Source organism: Acinetobacter sp. AHP123 (assembly GCF_023757925.1).
GTDB lineage: Bacteria > Pseudomonadota > Gammaproteobacteria > Pseudomonadales > Moraxellaceae > Acinetobacter > Acinetobacter oleivorans.
The window spans coordinates 1565652-1586913 of record NZ_CP092454.1; the positions used below are offsets into that span (position 1 = coordinate 1565652).

20 protein-coding genes are annotated in these 21262 nt (G+C 40.0%); 14 read left to right on the plus strand and 6 right to left on the minus strand.

Translation table 11 applies throughout. From position 1 onward, the window contains the following. Window positions 1–248: 248 nt before the first annotated feature. Entirely contained in the window at window positions 249–2591 is a 2343-nt protein-coding gene (locus MJX77_RS07455; RefSeq protein WP_252061082.1) for a hypothetical protein, read from the plus strand. A 50-nt stretch (window positions 2592–2641) separates the two neighbouring features. Here MJX77_RS07455 and aroE read toward each other — a convergent pair whose 3' ends face one another. The 3 genes from aroE to ribA all read right to left on the minus strand — a co-directional run bounded on the left by aroE (window position 2642) and on the right by ribA (window position 5291). Beyond that, window positions 2642–3430: a shikimate dehydrogenase gene (gene aroE / locus MJX77_RS07460; protein WP_252061085.1), complete on the minus strand. Its 789-nt coding sequence runs from the start codon at window positions 3428–3430 to the stop codon at window positions 2642–2644. A 180-nt stretch (window positions 3431–3610) separates the two neighbouring features. Next, window positions 3611–4561, minus strand: coding sequence for an oxygen-dependent coproporphyrinogen oxidase (gene hemF, locus MJX77_RS07465; protein ID WP_252061087.1), 951 nt, complete (start codon window positions 4559–4561; stop codon window positions 3611–3613). A 118-nt stretch (window positions 4562–4679) separates the two neighbouring features. Next, window positions 4680–5291, minus strand: coding sequence for a GTP cyclohydrolase II (ribA, locus tag MJX77_RS07470; RefSeq protein ID WP_252061090.1), 612 nt, complete (start codon window positions 5289–5291; stop codon window positions 4680–4682). A gap of 303 nt (window positions 5292–5594) precedes the next feature. Here ribA and dxs point away from each other — a divergent pair, with 303 nt between their 5' ends. The 9 genes from dxs (at window position 5595) to MJX77_RS07515 (ending at window position 14441) form a co-directional block, all read left to right on the plus strand. Further along, the gene (gene dxs / locus MJX77_RS07475; protein WP_252061091.1) at window positions 5595–7499 is read left to right on the plus strand and encodes a 1-deoxy-D-xylulose-5-phosphate synthase; all 1905 of its coding nucleotides are present in this window, start codon (window positions 5595–5597) and stop codon (window positions 7497–7499) included. A 117-nt stretch (window positions 7500–7616) separates the two neighbouring features. Continuing rightward, a complete protein-coding gene (locus MJX77_RS07480; protein WP_004789677.1) occupies window positions 7617–8447 on the plus strand; it encodes an inositol monophosphatase family protein in 831 nt (276 codons plus the stop codon). A gap of 408 nt (window positions 8448–8855) precedes the next feature. Beyond that, the gene (locus tag MJX77_RS07485; RefSeq protein ID WP_013196768.1) at window positions 8856–10790 is read left to right on the plus strand and encodes a DEAD/DEAH box helicase; all 1935 of its coding nucleotides are present in this window, start codon (window positions 8856–8858) and stop codon (window positions 10788–10790) included. A 107-nt stretch (window positions 10791–10897) separates the two neighbouring features. After that, the gene (locus tag MJX77_RS07490; protein ID WP_081399100.1) at window positions 10898–11107 is read left to right on the plus strand and encodes a hypothetical protein; all 210 of its coding nucleotides are present in this window, start codon (window positions 10898–10900) and stop codon (window positions 11105–11107) included. Between the two features lie 90 nt (window positions 11108–11197). Beyond that, on the plus strand, window positions 11198–12016 hold the full coding sequence (locus tag MJX77_RS07495; protein WP_252061092.1) for an ABC transporter ATP-binding protein: 819 nt from the start codon (window positions 11198–11200) through the stop codon (window positions 12014–12016). After that, complete coding sequence (gene mlaE / locus MJX77_RS07500) at window positions 12013–12792, plus strand: lipid asymmetry maintenance ABC transporter permease subunit MlaE (protein WP_005301186.1); 780 nt, start codon at window positions 12013–12015, stop codon at window positions 12790–12792. Before MJX77_RS07495 ends, mlaE begins: the two co-directional genes overlap by 4 nt. After that, a complete protein-coding gene (mlaD, locus tag MJX77_RS07505; protein ID WP_005301188.1) occupies window positions 12792–13475 on the plus strand; it encodes an outer membrane lipid asymmetry maintenance protein MlaD in 684 nt (227 codons plus the stop codon). The genes mlaE and mlaD overlap by 1 nt, the downstream gene beginning before the upstream one ends. A gap of 26 nt (window positions 13476–13501) precedes the next feature. Next, window positions 13502–14143: an MlaC/ttg2D family ABC transporter substrate-binding protein gene (locus MJX77_RS07510; protein WP_191900427.1), complete on the plus strand. Its 642-nt coding sequence runs from the start codon at window positions 13502–13504 to the stop codon at window positions 14141–14143. Between the two features lie 10 nt (window positions 14144–14153). Continuing rightward, entirely contained in the window at window positions 14154–14441 is a 288-nt protein-coding gene (locus tag MJX77_RS07515) for an STAS domain-containing protein (RefSeq protein WP_004789663.1), read from the plus strand. A 72-nt stretch (window positions 14442–14513) separates the two neighbouring features. On the opposite strand, the gene MJX77_RS07520 is transcribed toward MJX77_RS07515, so the two are convergent. Continuing rightward, window positions 14514–15527 carry a CorA family divalent cation transporter gene (locus tag MJX77_RS07520; protein WP_004789661.1) on the minus strand — a complete coding sequence of 338 codons (1014 nt, stop codon included), beginning with the start codon at window positions 15525–15527 and terminating at the stop codon, window positions 14514–14516. 158 nt (window positions 15528–15685) lie between these two features. Here MJX77_RS07520 and MJX77_RS07525 point away from each other — a divergent pair, with 158 nt between their 5' ends. After that, window positions 15686–16267: an LOG family protein gene (locus tag MJX77_RS07525; protein ID WP_004789659.1), complete on the plus strand. Its 582-nt coding sequence runs from the start codon at window positions 15686–15688 to the stop codon at window positions 16265–16267. 14 nt (window positions 16268–16281) lie between these two features. Further along, window positions 16282–16680, plus strand: coding sequence for an NUDIX hydrolase (locus tag MJX77_RS07530; RefSeq protein ID WP_252061094.1), 399 nt, complete (start codon window positions 16282–16284; stop codon window positions 16678–16680). A gap of 5 nt (window positions 16681–16685) precedes the next feature. On the opposite strand, the gene MJX77_RS07535 is transcribed toward MJX77_RS07530, so the two are convergent. Then, the gene (locus tag MJX77_RS07535) at window positions 16686–17315 is read right to left on the minus strand and encodes a ComF family protein (RefSeq protein ID WP_252061096.1); all 630 of its coding nucleotides are present in this window, start codon (window positions 17313–17315) and stop codon (window positions 16686–16688) included. Next, window positions 17308–19353, minus strand: coding sequence for an ATP-dependent DNA helicase RecG (gene recG / locus MJX77_RS07540; protein WP_252061097.1), 2046 nt, complete (start codon window positions 19351–19353; stop codon window positions 17308–17310). The genes MJX77_RS07535 and recG overlap by 8 nt, the downstream gene beginning before the upstream one ends. Window positions 19354–19373: 20 nt before the next feature. Here recG and MJX77_RS07545 point away from each other — a divergent pair, with 20 nt between their 5' ends. Next, window positions 19374–20189, plus strand: coding sequence for an NAD-dependent epimerase/dehydratase family protein (locus MJX77_RS07545; protein ID WP_252061098.1), 816 nt, complete (start codon window positions 19374–19376; stop codon window positions 20187–20189). Window positions 20190–20268: 79 nt separating this feature from the next. Then, window positions 20269–21252: a putative solute-binding protein gene (locus MJX77_RS07550; RefSeq protein ID WP_252061099.1), complete on the plus strand. Its 984-nt coding sequence runs from the start codon at window positions 20269–20271 to the stop codon at window positions 21250–21252. Window positions 21253–21262 lie beyond the last annotated feature (10 nt).

Sequence of the window (21262 nt, forward strand, 5' to 3'; positions counted from 1 at the left end):
ATCCTAATTTTGAATCATTGTGGGATTATCTGAATCGATGATTTGATTATTCACTCACCTGATAAAAATACAATGATAATCACATCCGAAAGAAATGTCAGAAAAGCGAATTTTGTCGAAAATAAATACACCCGAAAATACATTTTCTGCTACATTCAGGACTTATACTTTTATGTGAAAAAACAACTATTTTTTATTTTTAGCAAGTTTTGCTAAAAAGATAAAGCTATAAGGTTTTAAAAAAGGTTATGCATTTAAAATATCTCAGTTTATGTTTATTTAGTTTGGGTTTGACCGCATGTGCGCAGCATAACCTACGTCCATCAGTGGCATCTGCCAACTTAGATCAAAAAGTCATTCAGGGTATGAATGCAATGTATGAATACCCAAGCTATGACTACCGCGGGCATTTTAAAGTTAATGTTGATTCAAATCAGCCTAAGAAAATCAGTACTGTAGAGAAAACGGCTCAGCTTGATGCTGGAGTGCAAAAAAAAGTAGATCAATATTTACGTGAACAAAAAACTAATTTGAATAAAAAACAGAAGCAGGCGCTTTATGCTGCAATTGCAAATGAGCAATCTGTTTCGGGTGTATCTGACGAATCACGTTCAGAAAAAGTAAATGCCGTATTAATAAATTTATTAAATGATCTCCAATTTAGTTACGATGGTTCAGTTCATTACCATCAAAAAATGGGGTCATTAAATCTCACTGCAAGATATGAGAAACCGACCTTATTGGTACAGGCAAAATTGCCAATGGTACTTGATCTGAAAGACTATAAATTTTACGTTAATTATTTCGGATTAATGCCTTATTTGGTCAATAAAGACAATCAAAATAACTTGGCGTATGTCGATTTTTCAAAGTATAAAAATCTGTTTACAAACGTCGATATGAAGAAGTTTGTTGAATATGCAAAAGCTTCTAGCGCGGTATCTTATCGTTTGGCTGAACCACAAAATTTACAGCGTTTACCCATTACCGATGCTGACCGCAAAGCCGGAATTGTAGAAAAAATTCGTTTAAAAGATACGGTCGAAGAGTTATTGCTGCAATCGGAACTCTATGGTCAAGTCAATGAAAAATATTTGCAAAAAAATGTTTTAGGGTTTGATGACCAAAAGGTTGCCGAATCTATAGCAACTGAACTTGCTGCTTCTGAAGCTAAGAAAAAGGTGACTGGTGCTGAGGGGCAGAGGGTTTCTTCTGAAGATGCAGCGGCTGTCAGTCAGCAACTCTACTCACTTATTAATGCTCATTTTGGCAATACATTGGCTTCTGAGGAAGGTGATGAAGACCAAGCAAGTGCAGCTCAAGATGTGGCAGCAGCAGAAGCAGCCTCTGATTCAGCTCAAGCCGAAGACGTTGCTGTGGCAAATGCTGAACCAACTGCACAAGATGAAGAAGTGGCTACACTTACAGAAGAGCAGTGTGTTGAATTACAGTCTCTTAAGAAACCAGTTGCCTTAGGTGATGTTAATTACTGTCAAATTTACGGTATTAATGTGCTTGATCAGAGCGCTGTAAATACCGAAAAAACTCAGTTGAAAGCTCGTCAAGCTGCACTAAAACAAACTTTTGCTGCTTATGATCAGAACCAGTTTGTGAATGATGATGCATTTAAAGCTTTATGGTTAAAACATAAAGCCGAGATTGAGCAAGCTTTACCAAAACAAAGAAATCCAATTACGATTGATGTTGGACTTGATGAAAAAGGCCGTTTAGTTAACGCAGACTATGATGTGGCATATACACCAGCCGAGTTTAATCATCGCTTTAATATTAAAATGGACATGCAAATTTTAAATTATGGTAAAGCCACTTCAATTGACCAGCAGCAGCTTAAACAAGCTAAATCAGTTGCTGAAGCAAGCAAAGGTTCGCTATTTGAAAACTTTGTAAAAGGCTTTAGTGAAAAACTTGGGCAGAGTGATGTTTCTGAGCATCCAGTTGGCTTACATAGCGATGTACAAGATTTAGATTCTAGTCTAGCGCTGTTGGCTAACCAAACTTATGATGCAACACGTGCCTATGACAAAACATATAAGGCTGTGTTTATTGCAAAATTGACTGCCGAAAAACCGTCATATATTAATTATTATTCAGTTCAACAGTTGCAAGAAATTGCTGAAGTTTATGCTTATTGGTTCTCTGAAGAAGAAACTTATAATCCTCAAGGTAAGGCTTTAGAGCGTATTGAAGCATTGCAGAAAAAGCATCATCTTGAGCAAGAAGAGCAATTTGATAATGATTTAGGTCGTGCTGTGGACCATATTGTGATTACGACAATACAAGGTGAGGCAGGGCGTGAAGCATGGCAAAAATTACAGAAACAATATAAGCAGCCTGAGCAGCTTTTCTCGAAGCAATATCAATTAAAATTTGAACAACAAAATGGTGCTTCTGCTGAAGAAAAACCATTATTGTCACAAACAGCTGATATTTTAGGTAAGGCCTATGCTGCTGCGCGTAAACAGCAACTTACGGAAAAAACAATTCAGAATTTAAAACCTGAACATAATGAATTTATTGATTATGAGATTTTCCGAGATGTTTACCAGCAAATGGTCGTGACCAAAAAATAATAAATAATGCCGTCAAAAAAGAACCTACTTAAAGTAGGTTCTTTTTTGTTTTATAGAAAATCTTTTAATTCAGGTTTCACACCATTCCATATATAGAAGGCTTCAATAGCCTGACCCACTAACATTCCAAAACCTTCCGCATAAGGCACATTGCGTTGTTTAGCTTGCTCAAGGAAGCTGGATGGCTTGCCATAAGCCATTTCATAGGCATATTTGAACTCTAAATTTTCAGGTAATTGTAATGCATCACCTGAAAGGCTTGCAGAAGTTGCATTAATTACAATATCAAAATTCCCTTCTAGCTCACTAAGAGAAATTGCTTGTAATTGAGCTTGAGGAACTGCTAATTTTAAGTCATCTACAAGTTGCTCTGCACGAGCGAGAGTACGGTTTGCAATCACTATCTTTTTAGCGCCAGCCTGTACCAGTGGGTAAATAACACCACGAGTTGCACCCCCAGCTCCTAAAATTAAAATATTTGTATTTTCTAAGTTCCAATCTAAGGCTTGAATTGCGGCCACTAAGCCTTGGCCATCAGTATTATCGCCATGCAATTTGCCATTTTGCATCCATAATGTATTCACCGCTTTCGCAATTTGAGCGCGTTCGGTTAACACATCACACAAAGCAAAAGCTTGTTCTTTAAATGGTACGGTAACGTTCATGCCACTTCCACCATTTGCAAAGAAACTACGCATACTCGGTTCAAAACCATCAAGAGGGGCAAGACGTTTTTGATAGTCGAGATCAACACCTGTTTTTTCAGCGAAAGCATGATGCAATTCAGGAGAGCGTGATTGTTCGATCGGGTTGCCAATTACTGCAAACTGTTTGGTCATTCTTATATCCAAAATTTTAAAATGGCATGAAGCAGTTAAAAACGTGTGCTGAATATTCAGCAGGCCTCACTATAAGCCAAATTGGAATAAGAAAAAATATTTGAATGAGGTTCAGAAAAGTGAAAATAAAAAAGGAGATTCTCTAGGGTGGAAGCCAAAGAATCTCCAAAAAGCAAAAAATTAAGCAACTTTTTCTTTTAGATTTAACCAGTCACGTGGTTTTAGGTAATAGTCAGTTAAACGTTTCTCTGGGGAATCTTCATCCCATTCTGGACGATACGACCAACCTGCAAGGTTCGGTAGGCTGACTAAAATAGATTCGATACGTCCACCTGTTTGTAAGCCAAACAATGTTCCGCGGTCATATACTAAGTTATATTCGACATATCTACCGCGACGGTAAATTTGGAACTCACGTTGAGCTTGTGTATACGGCTGTTCACGATGTTTTTCAAAAATTGGCAGAATGGCATTTAAATAACCATTACCTACAGCTTGAATATATTTAAAGCAAGTTTCGAAATCCCAGCCATTGAGATCATCAAAAAATAAACCACCAACACCACGTTGTTCATCACGGTGTTTTAAATAGAAATAGTCATCACACCATTTTTTATGTTCAGCGTAGACATGGTCACCAAAAGGCTGGCATAGGTCATGTGCGGCTTGATGCCAATCGATAACATCTTGCTCATCTGGATAAAAAGGAGTTAAGTCAAAACCACCGCCAAACCACCAAATTGGATCTTGACCTTCAGGCTCTGCAACGAATAAACGTACATTGGCATGAGAAGTCGGAATATTCGGGTTTTTAGGGTGAATCACTAACGAAACGCCAAGCGCTTGAGCTTTAGCACCAGCAATTTGAGGGTGTCTTTCTGTAGCGGAAGCAGGCAGTTTACTAATGTTGATGTGAGAGAACATCACACCACCTTTTTCAATCACTGTGCCATTTTGCAGTACACGTGAACGACCACCGCCGCCTTCAGGGCGTTCCCAATCATCAATAATAAATTCACTCGTACCGCCGCCAGCTTTTTCTTGTTGTTCTAAACCAGCACATATACGAGCTTGTAAATCGAGGAGAAATTCGCGGACACGTTGAATATCTGTGGAAGTCGGATGTTGCATAATGACCCTCAAAGATGATTGAGATAGGAGATAGGTACATCAAAACACAAAACCATAAAAAAAGTAAGGGATTTTTGAGAAATGTCTCAAAAATTCCCTGTGATTGCTTTTTTAATATTTATTTTTTTAAAAAATCATCTTTTTGGTAAAGGTGATCCATACGTTCACGTTTAGTTTTTAAATATTGTTCATTAAAAGGGTTGCGCCCAACCGTTAATGGAACACGGTCAACAACATTAATTCCTTGATCTTTGAGTGCCTGAATTTTCAAAGGATTATTGGTAATTAATTTAACTTCTTTAACTTCTAAATGATCTAGCATGATGCTACACATGTCGTAACGACGTGCATCGGCAGGTAAATTTAAAAGTAAATTAGCATCTACGGTGTCATGACCTTGATCTTGTAAAGCATAGGCGCGAATTTTATTTGTAAGCCCAATACCACGACCTTCTTGACGTAAATATAAAATAACGCCTTGGCCTGTCTCGTTGATGAGCTTTTGAGTTGCCTGTAATTGAGGACCACAGTCGCATTTTAATGATGCAAAGGCATCACCTGTTAAACATTCTGAATGTACACGAACCAAAACAGGGCCTGTAGGGGGATTTTCTAACCCTTTAGAAAGTGCCACATGTTCTTCACCTGATACTGGATCTTGAAACACAGAAATATTGAATTCACCAAAAGCGGTCGGGAGTTTTGATGTTGCAATGAACTCTATAGGCACAGATTAACTCATCTTTTAACCGAAAACGGTTTAAAGTATAGCGTAATGCTGGGAGATTGGTCGAATTGTCATAATCATTTTGCACACTAAGGTTTTCTTTTTTGTATAAAGATGACGATAATAGTTGATAAATAGTCAGATTATTCAGGATAATCTGCCAACCATACCCATGATGTATGAGAGACTGCTTTGCATGACCTCGTTCGCAAATGTGGCTGATTGAAGGTGACTTCATTCGATTGTATGATCGACCCATTTTGACCCAGCTTAGGATTTGCCAGGCTTATAAAGGCTTTGCCACATATGTTGTATACCGAAATTCCAACTCAACGCCCTGTTACGCCATTGTTAGATGCAATTGATCATCCTCAACAATTACGTCAGCTCGAGCATAGCCAATTGGTTCAAGTGGCTGATGAGTTGCGTCAATATATTTTATATGCAGCAGGCCAGAGTGGTGGCCATTTCGGTGCTAATCTCGGCGTGGTTGAGCTGACGGTTGCGCTGCATTATTGCTTTAATACACCAAATGACCGATTAGTTTGGGATGTGGGACATCAGGCGTATCCGCATAAAGTCCTGACAGGTCGTCGTGAGCAAATGACCACGATTCGTTCTAAAAATGGTTTAGCAGCATTTCCAGCCAGAGAAGAATCAGTTTTTGATACATTCGGCGTAGGACATTCATCAACAGCAATTTCAGCTGGTTTAGGAATGTCGTTAGCACGTCGCTATCAAAATGATCCATGTGAAGTCGTTTGTATTGTTGGTGATGGTGCAATGACAGCAGGTATGGCGTTTGAAGCCATGAACGACGCTGTTGCACATGATGCTGATTTAATTGTTGTGCTGAATGACAATGACATGTCAATTTCTTGTAGCACAGGCGGTTTTGCTAAACATTTAGCTGCAATTTGGGAAAAAGGCCATTTAGTAAATGTAGATGAACATGGTGAGGCTTACATTCAGCCACATCCAAAATGGACCTATAACTCTCGTTTACATCAATCGGCAACAGATGCGGCAGACAATTTATTTAAAGCGATTGGTTTTGATTATTTTGGCCCATTCGATGGCCATGACGTAAATCAACTGGCCCAAGTATTTAATGCTCTCAAGAAGCGTAAAGGCCCACGTTTAGTCCACGTCTATACTAAAAAAGGTAAAGGTTTCACTCCAGCAGAAGCGGATCCGATTACCTACCATGCAATTAGCAAAATTAATGCAACTTCAGCAGGTAAAACACCACCTAAATATTCTGATGTATTTGGTCAGTGGTTATGTGATGAAGCAGCACAAGATGAGCGTCTACTTGCGATCACACCAGCGATGTGTGAAGGCTCAGGTATGGTTCAGTTTGCTAAAGAATTTCCGCAGAGATTTTTTGATGTAGCGATTGCTGAGCAGCATGCAGTAACACTTGCAGCAGGAATGGCTTGTGAAGGCTTAAAACCTGTTGTTGCGATCTACTCAACATTCTTACAGCGTGGTTATGATCAGCTTATTCATGATGTCGCATTACAAAACCTTGATGTGACTTTCGGAATTGACCGTGCAGGTTTGGTTGGTGAAGATGGTCCAACTCATGCAGGTGCATATGATTATGCATACATGCGTACAGTGCCAAATATGGTCATCATGGCACCAAAAGATGAAAATGAATGCCGTCAGATGCTTCATACAGCCTATGTCTATAATGGACCAGCGGCAGTACGTTACCCACGTGGTGCAGGTGTAGGTGTTGAAATTCAGCAAGAGTTGACTGCTATTGAGTTAGGAAAAGCTGAAATCGTTGCAGAAATTAAATCTGCTTGTGATGAACAGATTACAATTTTGGCATTTGGTAGCCGCGTTATGGTTGCCATAGAAGCTGCTGAACAATTTGCACAAAAACATGATGTGGGTGTGCGTGTTGTAAATATGCGTTTTGTGAAACCACTTGATGAAAAAATTATTCGTGATTTGGCTGAGCACACACATTTATTTGTCACTGTTGAAGAGCATGCCATTATGGGGGGTGCGGGAAGTGCGGTAAATGAGTTCATGGCTCAAGAACAAATTGTGAAACCAATCATTAATTTAGGCTTGCCAGATTTGTTCTTACAACAGGCTTCACACGGACAAATGTTGCAAGACTGTGGTCTAGACGCTAAGGGTATTTTGAGCTCAATTGAGAAAGTTTGGCTCAAGTTAAACCAGGTCGTTTAACCCTCAATAAAATTTTTGAAACATTTTCCCCCTAAAAGCGCATATATTTGCTAAAATATTTGCGCTTTTATGCATTATTCTTTGTCAAAATCTTCAAATTTGTCTAGTGGGTGTTCAATGGAACCTATGGTGGTTATGGCTGCGCGTGCGGCTCAAACAGTTGGTCAAGAGCTTTTAAAAGCGCATCAAAATCGTCATAAACTCGATTTACAAGTTGAAGAGAAAGGCATTGATGGCCCAGTAACACGTGTAGATCGTTATTTAGAACAGTTAGCGATTGATACGTTACGTAAAAGTTATAAAAACCATAGCTTCTTAGGTGAAGAGTTTGGTTTACAAGAAGGCAAAGGCCATGATGCAGAGTGGTGCTGGGTAATTGACCCGCTTGATGGCACACAAAACTTTATTAATGGTTTCCCTCATTTCTGTATTTCTATTGCAGTTCAGCATAAAGGTGTTACTCAACACGGCGTAATCTACGATCCAGTACGTGATGAGTTATTCTCTGCTAGCCGTGGTCGCGGTGCAGTTATGAATCAACGCCGTATTCGTGTAAATGTAAAAGATAGTTTAGAAAATACATTCTTGGCAGTAGGCCATCCTTACCGTGCTAAACGTGCTGGCGAAATCGTATCTTATGCAGAGCAGCATTTCGCATCATTATTAGCTGTTACTGAAGCAGGCGCACAAATCCGTCGTGGTGGTTCAGCTGCTCTAGATTTAGCTTATGTAGCTGCTGGTCGTTTTGATGGTTTCTTTGAACTTGGTTTAAAGCCATGGGATATTGCTGCTGGCGAACTTATTCTTAAAGAAGCAGGCGGTGTAGTGGTTGACGCACGTGGTGGTAATAATTCACTTGAAAATGGTCAAGTACTCGCATGTTCGCTTAAATTGCTAAAACCTTTAATGCAAACAGTTGTTCCAGCTTGGGATAAAGCTGCAAAATAATTTGGTTCATTATTAATAAAACCCTCTGTATTCAGAGGGTTTTATGTTTTAAATAAAGAGTAAAATTAAGTTAATTCAAGAAATATGCATAAAGTTGATTAAAAAAGGTGACTTTTAAATTATTTCTGCTATAATCCGCCAACGCACTTAAATTTCCGTTCATTACCTGAACATTCTGTTCTATTCATTGTAAGCGCACGCTGTCCATAGAGAGGACCATTACTTGCGCCCCAATCGCTCAGCGATTCTTCAGGTTCGGCCGTAATCAAGCGTGCGTTTAGTCCACATCGTCGTTACTCGGATTGCTGCTGAAAAAACGTTTCAGCTAATTTTGCTTTGCCGCTTTTTGCCGATGTCTATTTTTTTGTATTTATTAAAAATGGAGCACCCACAAGGGTGAAACTCTCTATGAGCAAAACTTTTGCCGAATTTTCTTTGCATGAAACCTTACAACAAGCGCTTGAAGGTTTAGGTTTTACTGCCCCGACTCCTGTGCAAGAACAAGCAATTCCTGCTGCTTTAGAAGGTAAAGACCTTCTCGTATCAAGCCAAACTGGCTCTGGTAAAACTGCTGCATTCTTACTCCCAACATTAAATGCTTTAGCTGGTCAAGAGACTGTTGTACCGTTCAAAGACCGTATGAAAGCAGTAACTCAACCGAATATCTTGGTAATTTCACCAACTCGTGAATTGGCTCAGCAAGTAAGTCAAGATGCAATTGCATTTGTACGTCACATGAAAGGTGTTCGTATTGCTGCCATTATGGGTGGTATGCCATTTGCAAAACAAATTCAACAATTAAAAGGCGCGCAAGTTGTTGTTGCAACACCTGGTCGTTTACTTGACTTGGTAAATCGTCGTCAAATTAAATTAGATCAAGTAGATGCTTTAATCGTTGATGAAGCGGACCGTATGCTTGACCTAGGTTTCTCTGAAGACTTAGAAGCAATTAGCGAATTAGCGGCTAACCGTAAACAAACATTAATGTTCTCTGCAACATTTGCTGACCGTATTATTCGTCTTGCATCATGCATGATGAAAGATCCTATGCGTATCGCAATTGAAACAGGTCATTCAACCAATACTGATATTACACAAACATTGCATTGGACTGATGGCTTCGAACATAAGAAAAAATTACTTACCCATTGGTTAAGTGATGAAAACTTAGATCAAGCTGTTGTTTTTGCTAGTACGCAAGAAGATACAGATATGTTGGCAGAAGAACTTGCTGAAGCAGGTCATTCTGTAGTTGCACTTCATGGTGCAATGCCACAAACAGTTCGTAACCGTCGTTTACGTAGTATTCGTGAAGGTCGTGCAAAAATCTTAGTTGCAACTGACGTTGCTGCTCGTGGTCTTGACGTTCCGACAATCTCTCACGTAATTAACTTCGGTCTTCCGATGAAGCATGAAGATTATGTACACCGTATTGGTCGTACTGGTCGTGCTGGTCGTACTGGTCAAGCAATTACTTTAGCGACTTATCGTGAACGCGGTAAGATTCGTGCACTTGAAGAATATTTAGAAGCGCGTTTAAGTGTTTCTGAAATTGAAGGCTTAGAGCCATCTCCACCTCCTGCTCGTTCAGGTCGTGATGGCGGTGGTCGTGGTCGTGGCGGTAATGGCGGTAGCCGTGATGGTCGTCGTGGTGGCGGCGGTTTCGGTGGCGGTCGTCGTTTTGAAGGCGAAAGCAACTTCAAACGCCGTGAAGGTGGTCGTGATGACCGTCCACGTCGTAGCTTCGATGATAAACCACGTGGTGAGCGTCCAGCATTTGGTGGTGAAGATCGTCCACGTCGCGAGTTCAATTCAGACCGTCCACGTCGTGAAGGTGGTTTTGAAGATCGTCCACGTCGTGAGTTCGGTTCAGATCGTCCGCGTCGCGAAGGTGGTTTCAATGATAAACCGCGTTTTGACTCGAATGATGACAACCGTGGTAATCGCGTAGATTATAAACCACGTCGTGAAAGTGGTTTTGGTGATCGTCCAAAACGTAGCTTCGGTGGTGAAGATCGTCCACGTCGTAGTTTTGATGACAAGCCACGTGGCGAGCGTCCAGCGTTTGGTGGTGAAGATCGTCCACGTCGTAGTTTTGATGATAAACCACGTGGTGAACGTCCAGCGTTCGGTGGTGAAGATCGTCCGCGTCGCGAGTTCAACTCAGATCGTCCACGTCGTGAAGGCGGTTTCAGCGATAAGCCACGTCGTAGCTTCGATGATAAACCACGTGGTGAACGTCCAGCGTTTGGTGAAGATCGTCCAAAACGTAGCTTTGGTGGTGAAGATCGTCCGCGTCGTAGTTTTGATGACAAACCGCCGCGTCGTAAATTCGACCGCTAATCAAAATTTAGTTTGAAAAAAAGGCCAGTAAAAATACTGGCCTTTTTTATTTTTCAGTTTTGTTATAAACTAACAAAATGTGAATTGGTTCAATTTTTTATTAAATAATGCGTAAAAGTAAGCGAAAAGAGACAATAATGGCACAGTTGAAGAACCTTCTGGTTCAGCATGGGTTGCCTTATCTTTTTATTGCACTCGTTTTGTGTAATGGGGTTTACTTCGCCTACGCTTTTATAAATGGAAGTTCTGTTGAGCAATTCCAAGCTTCTGAATTGACCTCTTTTTACGAACATACTTCTTCGAATTCTCTCAAGTAAGTTAGCTTTGCTTTTGTCAAAATTACAACAAGTTTGCTAATTTTCAGTGTTATAGTATGCGTGCATAAAAGTGCAGGAACGATTGCCATTATGAATAATAAAACTCCTCTCTCGACTCAACCGCTTATTGAAGTGAAGAACTTGAGTTTTAATCGAGGGGAACGCGTCATTTATGACAATATTAGTTTAAATATACGTCGAGGCCAGATTACGGCCATTATGGGACCTTCTGGTACAGGTAAAACAACTTTATTACGTCTGATTGGTGGACAATTAGTTCCAGATCAGGGGGAAGTTTTACTCGACGCTAAAGATATTGCCAAAATGTCTCGTCAGGAACTTTTTTCCGCTCGTGCACGTATGGGAATGTTATTTCAGAGTGGAGCTCTATTTACGGATATGTCCGTTTATGAAAATGTGGCGTTTCCAATCCGAGCGCACACAAAGCTTCCCGAAAATCTCATTGCTGAACTGGTTGCATTAAAACTTGAATCGGTGGGTCTACGTGGTTCTGAACAATTAATGCCGACAGAACTTTCAGGTGGTATGAATCGCCGTGTAGCATTGGCTCGCGCGATTGCACTTGATCCCGATTTGATCATGTACGATGAACCTTTTGCTGGTCAAGACCCAATTGTGAAAGGTGTTTTGACACGTTTAATTCGTTCACTACGTGAAGCGTTAGATTTAACAACAATTATTGTTTCGCATGATGTTGCAGAAACATTATCGATTGCTGACTACATCTATGTGGTAGCTGAAGGAAAAATTCAGGGAGAGGGTACACCTGACGAGTTGCAAAAACATGCTTCTCCATTTGTACACCAATTCTTAACAGGTTCGGCAGAAGGACCAGTTGAATACCAGTTTAGTCATCTAGCTTATTTAAATAACGAGGTTCGTCCATGAATACGATTGCCTGGTTAGGTAGACTCGTTATTGAGCGGATTCGAGGCATTGGTGCTGCGGCACATATGCTCTTGCAGATTATTTTTTCACTTCCTAGCAAGGGTGGTTTTGGTCGTTTTGGTTACCAAATGCACCGCGTAGGTGTGATGTCCTTACTTATTATTACCGTTTCTGGTTTGTTTATTGGTGCGGTTCTTGGCTTGCAGATGTATAGCATTTTGGTCACTTTCGGTGCTGAGTCGATGTTGGGTACAGCGATTTCGTTAACCCTACTCCGTGAGCTTGCTTCTGTGGTTGCTGCATTGCTATTTGCAGGACGAGCAGGTTCTGCATTGACTGCCGAAATTGGTTCAATGAAGCAAAGCGAACAGCTTGCCAGTATGGAAATGATCGGGGTTGACCCTTTAAAGCAAATCGTATCGCCACGTCTTTGGGCAGGTATTGTCAGTTTGCCAATGTTAACTGTGATATTTGCAGCCATTGGTATTATTGGTGGCAAGATGGTCGGTGTTGACTTTTTAGGTGCTGATGAAGGCTCCTTCTGGAGTGGCATGCAAAATACAGTGCGTTTCGGGCATGACATTATCAATGGCACGATTATTAAAAGTATTGTTTTTGCTTTGATTTGTACATGGGTCGCTGTTTATCAGGGCTATGCCTGTGATCCGACACCAGAAGGCATTGCAACGGCAATGACCCGGACGGTTGTGTATTCTTCATTATGTGTTTTAGGTTTTGATTTCGTGTTGACTGCGGTCATGTTCGGAGGGATTTAATGAAATCACGTAGTAGTGAACTGGCCGTTGGTATCTTTGTTATTATCTTCGGTATTGCATTGTTTTTCTTAGCAATGAAAGTTAGTGGGCTTGTTGGTACGAACTTAAGTGATAGTTATACCATGAAGGCTCAATTTGATAACGTCAATGGGCTAAAGCCACGTGCTAAAGTGACAATGAGTGGTGTTACAATTGGTCGTGTTGATTCAATTACGCTTGATCCGGTTACGCGTTTGGCTACCGTAACATTTGGTTTAGATGGAAAGTTGACAAGTTTCAATCCTGAACAATTAAAAGAAGTTCAGAAGAATGCGCTGGAAGAGTTGCGTTATAGCTCAGATTATACTCAAGCTTCTCCAGAGCAACAAAAAGCAATGGAACAGCAACTGACCAGTAACATGACCTCCATCACAAGTATTGATGAAGATGCTTATATAATGGTAGCAACCAATGGTTTGTTGGGTGAGAAATATTTGAAAGTTGTACCTGGTGGTGGTGTGAACTACTTGAAACGAGGTGACACGATTTCAAACACTCAAGGAACTATGGATTTAGAAGATTTAATTAGTAAATTTATTACTGGTGGTGGGGCTGGTAAAGTTGCTGCCGGTTCAGGCTCAACAGAAGCGAGTGCTCCTGCAAGCACTGATAAAGATAGTGCACAAGCCTCATTTGTTGAGTAAAAGATTATTTGAAGGAGTGGTTCCTGGTGAATACGTTGTTTAAACAAACCCTGACAGCAAGTCTTTTGTCTACCATGATTGCAGGTACAGCATTTGCTGCACCTTCAGAAGCACCACCTGATTTTATCAAGCGTGTTGCTGATGGTTTGATTGCTCGTTTGAAAGCTGATCATGCAAAATTGCAAAATAACCCAGCATTAGTGAAGAGTATCGTACGTCAGAATTTAGACCCGTATGTTGATTCACAAGCATTTACTCGCATTGTAATGGGTACTTATGCAACAAATCAGTATAGTACAGCGGCACAGCGTGCTCAGTTCGAGACTAACTTCCGTAATACTTTAATTGAAAATTACGGTAGTGCATTTGCTAAATATACGAACCAAAGCTATACCATGCGCCCTTACAAGGCAACTGCGGGTAAAAACCCAGTAGTGACATTGGACTTCAGTCATAACGGCGACAAAATTCCAGTATCTTTCCAGTTAGCTGATAAAGGTACTCAATGGAAAATCCGTAATATCAATGTTTCTGGTATTGATTTGGGATTACAGTTCCGTAATCAGTTTGCTGCAACAGTGAAACGTAACGGTGGCGATTTGAATAAAGCAATTGCAACCTTCCAACCGGATGCAGACGCTGCTGTTAATCAGAATAAACAAAAATAGTAGGTGAAGAGTGGTTCAGTATCTCAACCAACAATTGGTTGTTTCGGGAAAAATTGATTTTGAAAATGCGGAACAACAGTATCAAGCAGGTTTAGCTATCATCAAGAAGCAGCAAAGCTTTCCTCTGGTGGTAGATTTAACAGAGCTTGAGCATGGTAGTACCTTGGCCTTGGCTGTTTTAGTTCAATGGTTACGAGTGACTCCACAAAAAGCTGGTTTGCATTTTAAAAATGTACCCGAAAAAATGCTGAAGATCATTCAAGCCTGCCATTTGCAGGAAGATCTACATTTGATCTGATGTTCTAGATGTAAAAAAGCACCTATATTTAGGTGCTTTTTTATGCTTTGGACTAGCATTTTATTACAAAGCCTAAATCCATTTTTTCCAGCGGAAATAAATAATGGGGCCAATAAAGAAACCGATAATAATCAGTAAAACGATGATGAAACTGGTCGTACCATGTGCAAAAGGCAATACATCTGTGTTCATCCCATAGATGCTGGCAATAAGCATTGGAGGAGCTAACATACTTGGTAAGATCGAGAATCGACGGATCGTGTCATTCTGTTCGGTATTAATGAACCCAGACGTTGTATCAAGCAAGAATCGTACTTTTTGGAATAAGAAAGCATCATGTTCTACGAGTGAGCGGACATCTTCACTCAATTCTCGAATATCAGCATCGTAAATATGACTGCCTAATGCTCGAGGACGTGATAAAAAAGTAAGTACACGTCGTAAATCAATTAAACAGAGCTGAGCTTTTCCTAGCATGTCTTCTTGTTGAGCTAGGCGCGTAATCATGTCATCTAGATCTAGAATTTGTTCACGTTGGTGATTGTTAAGAACCTCTGTCGAGTATTTTTCTAAATCTTTGTGGATATCTTCTAAGATATCCGCAAGCTCATCGAGTTTTGCTTCAAGAAGACCTAATAAAATCCATGTTGGATCTTTATAGTCCATGTCGTAGTCATTTCGGCGAGCACGCGCACGAAAGGCACGGAACGCAACTAATTTTTCTCCCCGCATCGTAAAGAGACGGTCTTTATGTAAAATAAATGCGACCGTTTGTACCATCGCCAAAATGTGTGATGAATCTTCTGCATCACCATCCACTTGATAGTTTTTATTTTTCGTTAAAAAATAAGTACTGATATGCAAAATACCATCATCATCACGGTAGAATCGTGCTGAGGATGAAATATCTTCCAGCGATTTTAGTGTGGGTAAATTTTGGTCATAGGCATCTAGTACCCATTGTTGCTCTTCTTGCGAGGGTGCAATAAGATCAAGCCAGACTAATTCGGGATGTAGATCAAATCCACCATTGATGGTGGCATCTTCCAGACTTCCGCGTTCTGTGGCATAAAAGGCTTCAAGCATGTGTCTTTTTTCCTCACGCAGTCTGATGGAAATGGATGGGTGTATTTTAGACAAGGATTTGCCGAAAAACACTTGCCAATACGCTATTTTGCAAAAAAAAACTCTATCGATAGTTTAGTTTGTCAGCATGACAGTTCAATAAAACGGTTTTTTACACTATGAATTCAATTTGTATTTTCTGTGGTTCATCTCTTGGTTCAAACCCAATTTTCCAACAAATTGCCAAAATTACTGGTGAGGCTATTGCAAAACAAGGTAAGACCTTGGTTTATGGTGGCGGTCGCTCAGGCTTAATGGGCGTTGTCGCTGATAGTGCCTTGCAGGCGGGTGGACAAGTCATTGGCGTGATTCCTCGTGCTTTGGTCGATCGTGAGTTAGCTCATCCGGGCTTAACCAAATTATATGTGGTCGAAAATATGCATGAGCGCAAAACCAAAATGGCGGATCTCTCCGATGGTTTTATTGCTTTACCTGGTGGTGCGGGTACATTGGAAGAAATCTTTGAACAATGGACGTGGGCGCAATTAGGTATTCATCAAAAGCCATGTGCTTTCTTAAATGTAGCTGGCTTTTATGAAGATTTACTTAAAATGATTCAAGGGACGGTGGATAATGGATTCAGCCAAGCACGGTTCGTTGATAAATTGATCGCATCAGACAAAATTGAAGACATTCTTCAACAATTTGAGCAATATCAGGCTCCTGCTCCAAAATGGACAAATGCAGATGTTCAACCATAAACGAGGTTAAATAAGTGAAAACAATTACGGTCGCTGCTGCAGTGATCTTGAATGAGCAAAATCAGTTGTTGCTCGTGAGGAAGCGTAATACTCATGCTTTTATGCAAGTGGGTGGTAAGCTGGAACCCAATGAGGTGCCAGAGATTACAATGCAGCGAGAAATTTTAGAAGAAGTTGGAAGTTCTTGTGTAATTGAACAATTTCTTGGTCGTTTCGAAACGGCAGCTGCCAATGAACCAGATCATATTCTGGTCAGTCATTTATATCTTGTTCAGCTCAATCAGGCGCCTAAAATCGCAGCCGAAATTGCAGAAATGAAATGGGTTGATTTAAATGATTCAGAAACGCACCTTGCACCATTAACCCGTGAAATTGTTATTCCTTGGTGTGAGCAGCATTTATCTACAGTTTAATCGTTTTAACTGGTCAAAGTTGCCGCTAAACAAGCGGCATAGATAGATGTGCAGCCTAATTGTTTAAGTGCTTGGCTGAGTGCTTGAATAGAGCTTCCAGTGGTTATTACATCATCAATAATAAGAACACGGCGATAACGCCGTTTTTCTTGAGAAAGCGCAATAAATTGTTGCTCAATGTTCTCAAAGCGTTCAAGTCGAGAAAGCCCTTTCTGCGAATGTTCAGCAAGACGTTGTACTGGCTGCCAAACAGGTATTTTTAATTGTTTGCTTAAGATGTTTGCAAGTAACAATGACTGATTAAAGCCACGTTCGATTAAACGTTGATTTGAAATAGGCATAGGTACGATAGCTTGTACCTTGGGAAATTTGAGTTGTTGTAAAATTTCACCTAACAAAATTTCATAATGTAATTTCTGTTCATATTTAAACTGCTGAATGATTCGGCTAACTGGATAAGCATAATCACAGGCCACAAGAACTGATTGATCATTGCGTTGAATTGTTTGCTTAAGCCAAGGAAACTGCTTCCAACATTCCTTACAGAGCGAATGTTTTTCTCGTACATCTGACTCACATAACAAGCAAGGTGTGAGCAATTGAATAAGATGCTGTGGATTTAAGAAACTAAACATACGCGTAGCGAGGCGCTTCCGGAAGCCAACGTTTTAATAATGCATCTGCTTGTTCTGGATAATCTTTTAAGACTTGCTGAGCTACATAATGAGCTTGACTGAGTAAGTGATCATCTCGCTCTAAACGAGCAACTCTAAACCCCATATCCCCAGTTTGTTTAGTACCTAGTAATTCACCCGGTCCGCGTAACTCAAGATCTTTTTCTGCAATCACAAAGCCATCATTGCTTTCTCTTAAAATAGAAAGTCTTTCTTGCCCATTTTGTGAAAGAGGCGTTTTATATAAAAGGACGCAAAAGCTGGCCTGTGCGCCTCGACCTACACGACCGCGTAATTGATGTAGCTGAGAAAGCCCTAAACGTTCAGCATTTTCAATGACCATAATAGAAGAGTTGGGAACATCGACACCAACTTCAATGACCGTAGTTGCGATAAGAAGCTGTAACTCATTATTTTTGAACGCTTGCATGACCGACTGTTTTTCGTCAGCTTTCATTTTGCCATGCACTAAGCCAATATTAAGCTCAGGGAAGCGTTCCCTCATTTCTTGATAGGTGGCTTCAGCTGCTTGAGCATCTAAAGTTTCAGACTGTTCAACCAGTGTACATACCCAATATGCCTGTTTTCCATCTCTACAATTCGAAGCAATTCGTTGAAGTACTTCTTCGCGACGATCAAGTGGAATCGTAACGGTTTGAATTGGAGTACGGCCTGGTGGTAATTCATCAATAATTGATGTGTCTAAGTCCCCATAGGCACTCATTGCTAGTGTCCTTGGGATAGGGGTGGCTGTCATGACGAGTTGGTGTGGGGTGAATTGCTCAGCACCTTTATTACGTAAAGCTAAGCGTTGGTCTACACCAAAACGATGTTGTTCATCAATGATTACTAGTCCTAATTTAGCGAAGCCAACATTGTCTTGAAATAAGGCATGTGTACCAACAATAAGTTCTGCATGACCTTCTTTAATCTGTTGTTCTGCTTGGGCACGGGCTTTACCTTTTTGTTTGCCAGATAGCCAAGCAACTGTAATGCCTAATGGTTCAAACCAACGTTTAAAATTCAAATAGTGCTGTTCTGCAAGAATCTCGGTCGGGGCCATTAATGCAACTTGCCAATCCGCTTCTAAAGCATGGCAAGCCGCTACAGCAGCAACTAAAGTCTTTCCAGCCCCAACGTCACCTTGTACTAGGCGCAACATAGGTTGGTGTTGTTTTAAGTCATTTAGAATTTCTTTAGATACACGTTTTTGTGCATTGGTCATTTGAAAAGGTAAAGCTTCTAAAAGCTTTTTAGCTAATATTTTACTGCTTGAAAAAGCTGGAGATGCAATTTGACGAATATAAGCACGACGATTAAGTAAACTAATCTGGTGTGCAACCAGTTCTTCAAAAATAAGTCGTTGTTGGGCTGGATGTGAACCTTGGGCCAACTGGAGCATATTGGCATCAACAGGAGGCTCATGAATGTAATACAAAGCCTCTTTAAGCGCATAGCCATTAGTATATTTTTTAGGGAGTAGCTCTGGTAAGGCATCACTATGGTGCTTTAAAGCTTGTTTTACATATTCGCGCAGTTTGGGTTGAGTTAGCCCATCCGTACTTGGATAAATTGCTGTAAGCTGAGTTTTTGGTAGAGGTGTATGTTCATGAATGAGCTGAATTTCAGGATGATACATCTCAAGCCCGCGAGCGCCGACACGAACTTCACCAAAAATACGTAAGCGATGACCCGGTTTTATTTTGTCAGTCAGGTTTTTATAAATATGATAAAAGCGTAAGGTAACTTTACCGAATTCATCTTGAACCAAGGCTGCCATAGATTTTCTTTTTCCCGGAGGAAAATCAATTGATCTGACTTCACCTTCAAGTAAATAGCTCCGCCCAACCACAAGTTGATTCATTGCAATAATCGTGCTGCGGTCTTCATAATCACGTGGCAGATGAAACAGTAAATCATCTGTGGTAAAAATATTTAGTTTTTCGAGTAGGGCTGCTGAAGCCGATCCAACGCCTTGTAACTGATGGACTGAAGTCATGTCCCCTCAACGAGTTTTCTATGCATATATTATTTATCGGTTATGGTAAAACATCTCAGCGTGTTGCTAAACAACTATTTGAGAAAGAACATCAAATTACCACAATCAGCCGTAGTGTAAAAACGGATAGTTACGCAACACATCTTGTTCAAGATATCTTTAAACTTGATTTAAGTAAAATTGAACCTGTGGATGTTGTATATATTTTACTTTCTCCAAATGAGAGTACGGTTGAGGGCTATCAACATACTTATGTCGATAGTATTGAACCGATTCGAGATGCATTAAAAATACATCCAGTAAAAAAAATAATCGTAGTGTCGTCTACGCGGGTATACGGCGAAAATGCGGGGGAGATCATTGATGATTTTAGTGAAATTCAGCCAAATGACGCACAAGGCCATATATTGCGTAATATGGAACTCCTTTGGCAAAAACACTATCCAGCACAATGTGTAATTATTCGCCCAACTGGGATTTACGGAACCTCAGTTGTCCGTTTAAAAAAGATGGCTGAAAATAGTCAAAGTTATCCAAATATACATTATAGCAATCGAATACATATTGATGATTTAGCAAGATTTTTGGCTTTTATGGCTGACTATGAAAATCATCAAGCCAGCTATATTGTGACTAATAACCAACCATTGCCTTTGCATGAAGTTATCTTGTGGTTCCAAAAACAATTGGGGTTACCCGAGTTAACTTTAGAATCAAACCAAACTTCAGGTAAACGAATTTATGCGAAACATTTGCCTGAAACGGGTTTTCAATTAGAGCATCCGATTTGCTTTAATGACTATTTATTATGTTTAAATGTTCATAGCACTAAATAAAATTTTGATTAAACTTTAAATAAGAACAGAAATACCTGATGAGGCAGTCAAATTGCCGATAAAGATAAAAAGTTTGAAAGTGAAAAGAATTTGTTTAGCTCTTATTTTGAGCGTAACAGCTGTTGCGAGTTGGGCCGAGGATCAGGTATGGTGTGCATATGATCCGATTGGTTCCCAAGGAGATATTACACGTCGTTTAAATGACATTCGGTTATATGCACAGCAGTACCAAGTCAAATTTAAAGTGGTGACCTATCAAAAAGAACAACAGGCCATACAAGCTTTTGATGAAGGTAAATGTTCAGGTTTAGCGGCATCTAATTTTAATACTTATCGTTATAACCAGTTTATGGGAAGCACTGCTGGTATCGGGCTTATTCCTAATAATCGTACTGCGAAAAGTTTATTACAACTTTTGAATCATCCAACAGTCGAAAAAAGATTAATTTCTAAAGACTATGAAGCTGTAGGAATGATTCCTGTTGGCACGGCCTATATGGTTCTAAAAAATAAAAAAATCTCTAGAGTTGCTCAATTAAGAAATCAGCGTATTGGCGTGTTACCAAATAATCCACCACAACAAGCATTGGTACGAAGTGTAGGTGCTCAGCCAGTTTACGTTGATTTATCTAATGCGATTGTGCAATTTAAGCAAGACAAAATCGATATTGTTCCTGCGCCAGTGTATGGACTATTACCATATAACCTACAAAAAGAATTTGGACCAGATGTCCAAGTCATTAACTTTCCTTTGGCATATTTTGGCGTTAATTTAATTATTAAGCCGCAAGCTTATCCTGCTAATTTTGGTCGAAAAATTCGAGGATGGTTTGTTCAAAATAGCCAATTACTAACTAATCGTGCAACTCAGTGGGAAAATCATTTACCTGCTTATTATTGGGTGGATGTCTCTTTTTATGAAAAGCAAAGTTATGACGTGATGGTTGCCAAAATACGTAATCAGTACGTGCTTTCAGGTTATTACGATGCTTATTTTGTTCAACTTATGAAGCGTCTACGTTGTATGGATGATCCACGCTATTTTGAATGTCCAATTCGCTAATAAAATAAAA

Bases quoted from the DNA above. Each gene is read 5' to 3' on its own strand.
- MJX77_RS07455 (WP_252061082.1), top strand. From the start codon at position 249: ATGCATTTAAAATATCTCAGTTTATGTTTATTTAGTTTGGGTTTGACC.
- aroE (WP_252061085.1), bottom strand. From the start codon at position 3,430: ATGACCAAACAGTTTGCAGTAATTGGCAACCCGATCGAACAATCACGC.
- hemF (WP_252061087.1), bottom strand. From the start codon at position 4,561: ATGCAACATCCGACTTCCACAGATATTCAACGTGTCCGCGAATTTCTC.
- dxs (WP_252061091.1), top strand. From the start codon at position 5,595: ATGTTGTATACCGAAATTCCAACTCAACGCCCTGTTACGCCATTGTTA.
- MJX77_RS07480 (WP_004789677.1), top strand. From the start codon at position 7,617: ATGGAACCTATGGTGGTTATGGCTGCGCGTGCGGCTCAAACAGTTGGT.
- MJX77_RS07485 (WP_013196768.1), top strand. From the start codon at position 8,856: ATGAGCAAAACTTTTGCCGAATTTTCTTTGCATGAAACCTTACAACAA.
- MJX77_RS07490 (WP_081399100.1), top strand. From the start codon at position 10,898: ATGCGTAAAAGTAAGCGAAAAGAGACAATAATGGCACAGTTGAAGAAC.
- MJX77_RS07495 (WP_252061092.1), top strand. From the start codon at position 11,198: ATGAATAATAAAACTCCTCTCTCGACTCAACCGCTTATTGAAGTGAAG.
- mlaE (WP_005301186.1), top strand. From the start codon at position 12,013: ATGAATACGATTGCCTGGTTAGGTAGACTCGTTATTGAGCGGATTCGA.
- mlaD (WP_005301188.1), top strand. From the start codon at position 12,792: ATGAAATCACGTAGTAGTGAACTGGCCGTTGGTATCTTTGTTATTATC.
- MJX77_RS07520 (WP_004789661.1), bottom strand. From the start codon at position 15,527: ATGCTTGAAGCCTTTTATGCCACAGAACGCGGAAGTCTGGAAGATGCC.
- MJX77_RS07525 (WP_004789659.1), top strand. From the start codon at position 15,686: ATGAATTCAATTTGTATTTTCTGTGGTTCATCTCTTGGTTCAAACCCA.
- MJX77_RS07535 (WP_252061096.1), bottom strand. From the start codon at position 17,315: ATGTTTAGTTTCTTAAATCCACAGCATCTTATTCAATTGCTCACACCT.
- recG (WP_252061097.1), bottom strand. From the start codon at position 19,353: ATGACTTCAGTCCATCAGTTACAAGGCGTTGGATCGGCTTCAGCAGCC.
- MJX77_RS07545 (WP_252061098.1), top strand. From the start codon at position 19,374: ATGCATATATTATTTATCGGTTATGGTAAAACATCTCAGCGTGTTGCT.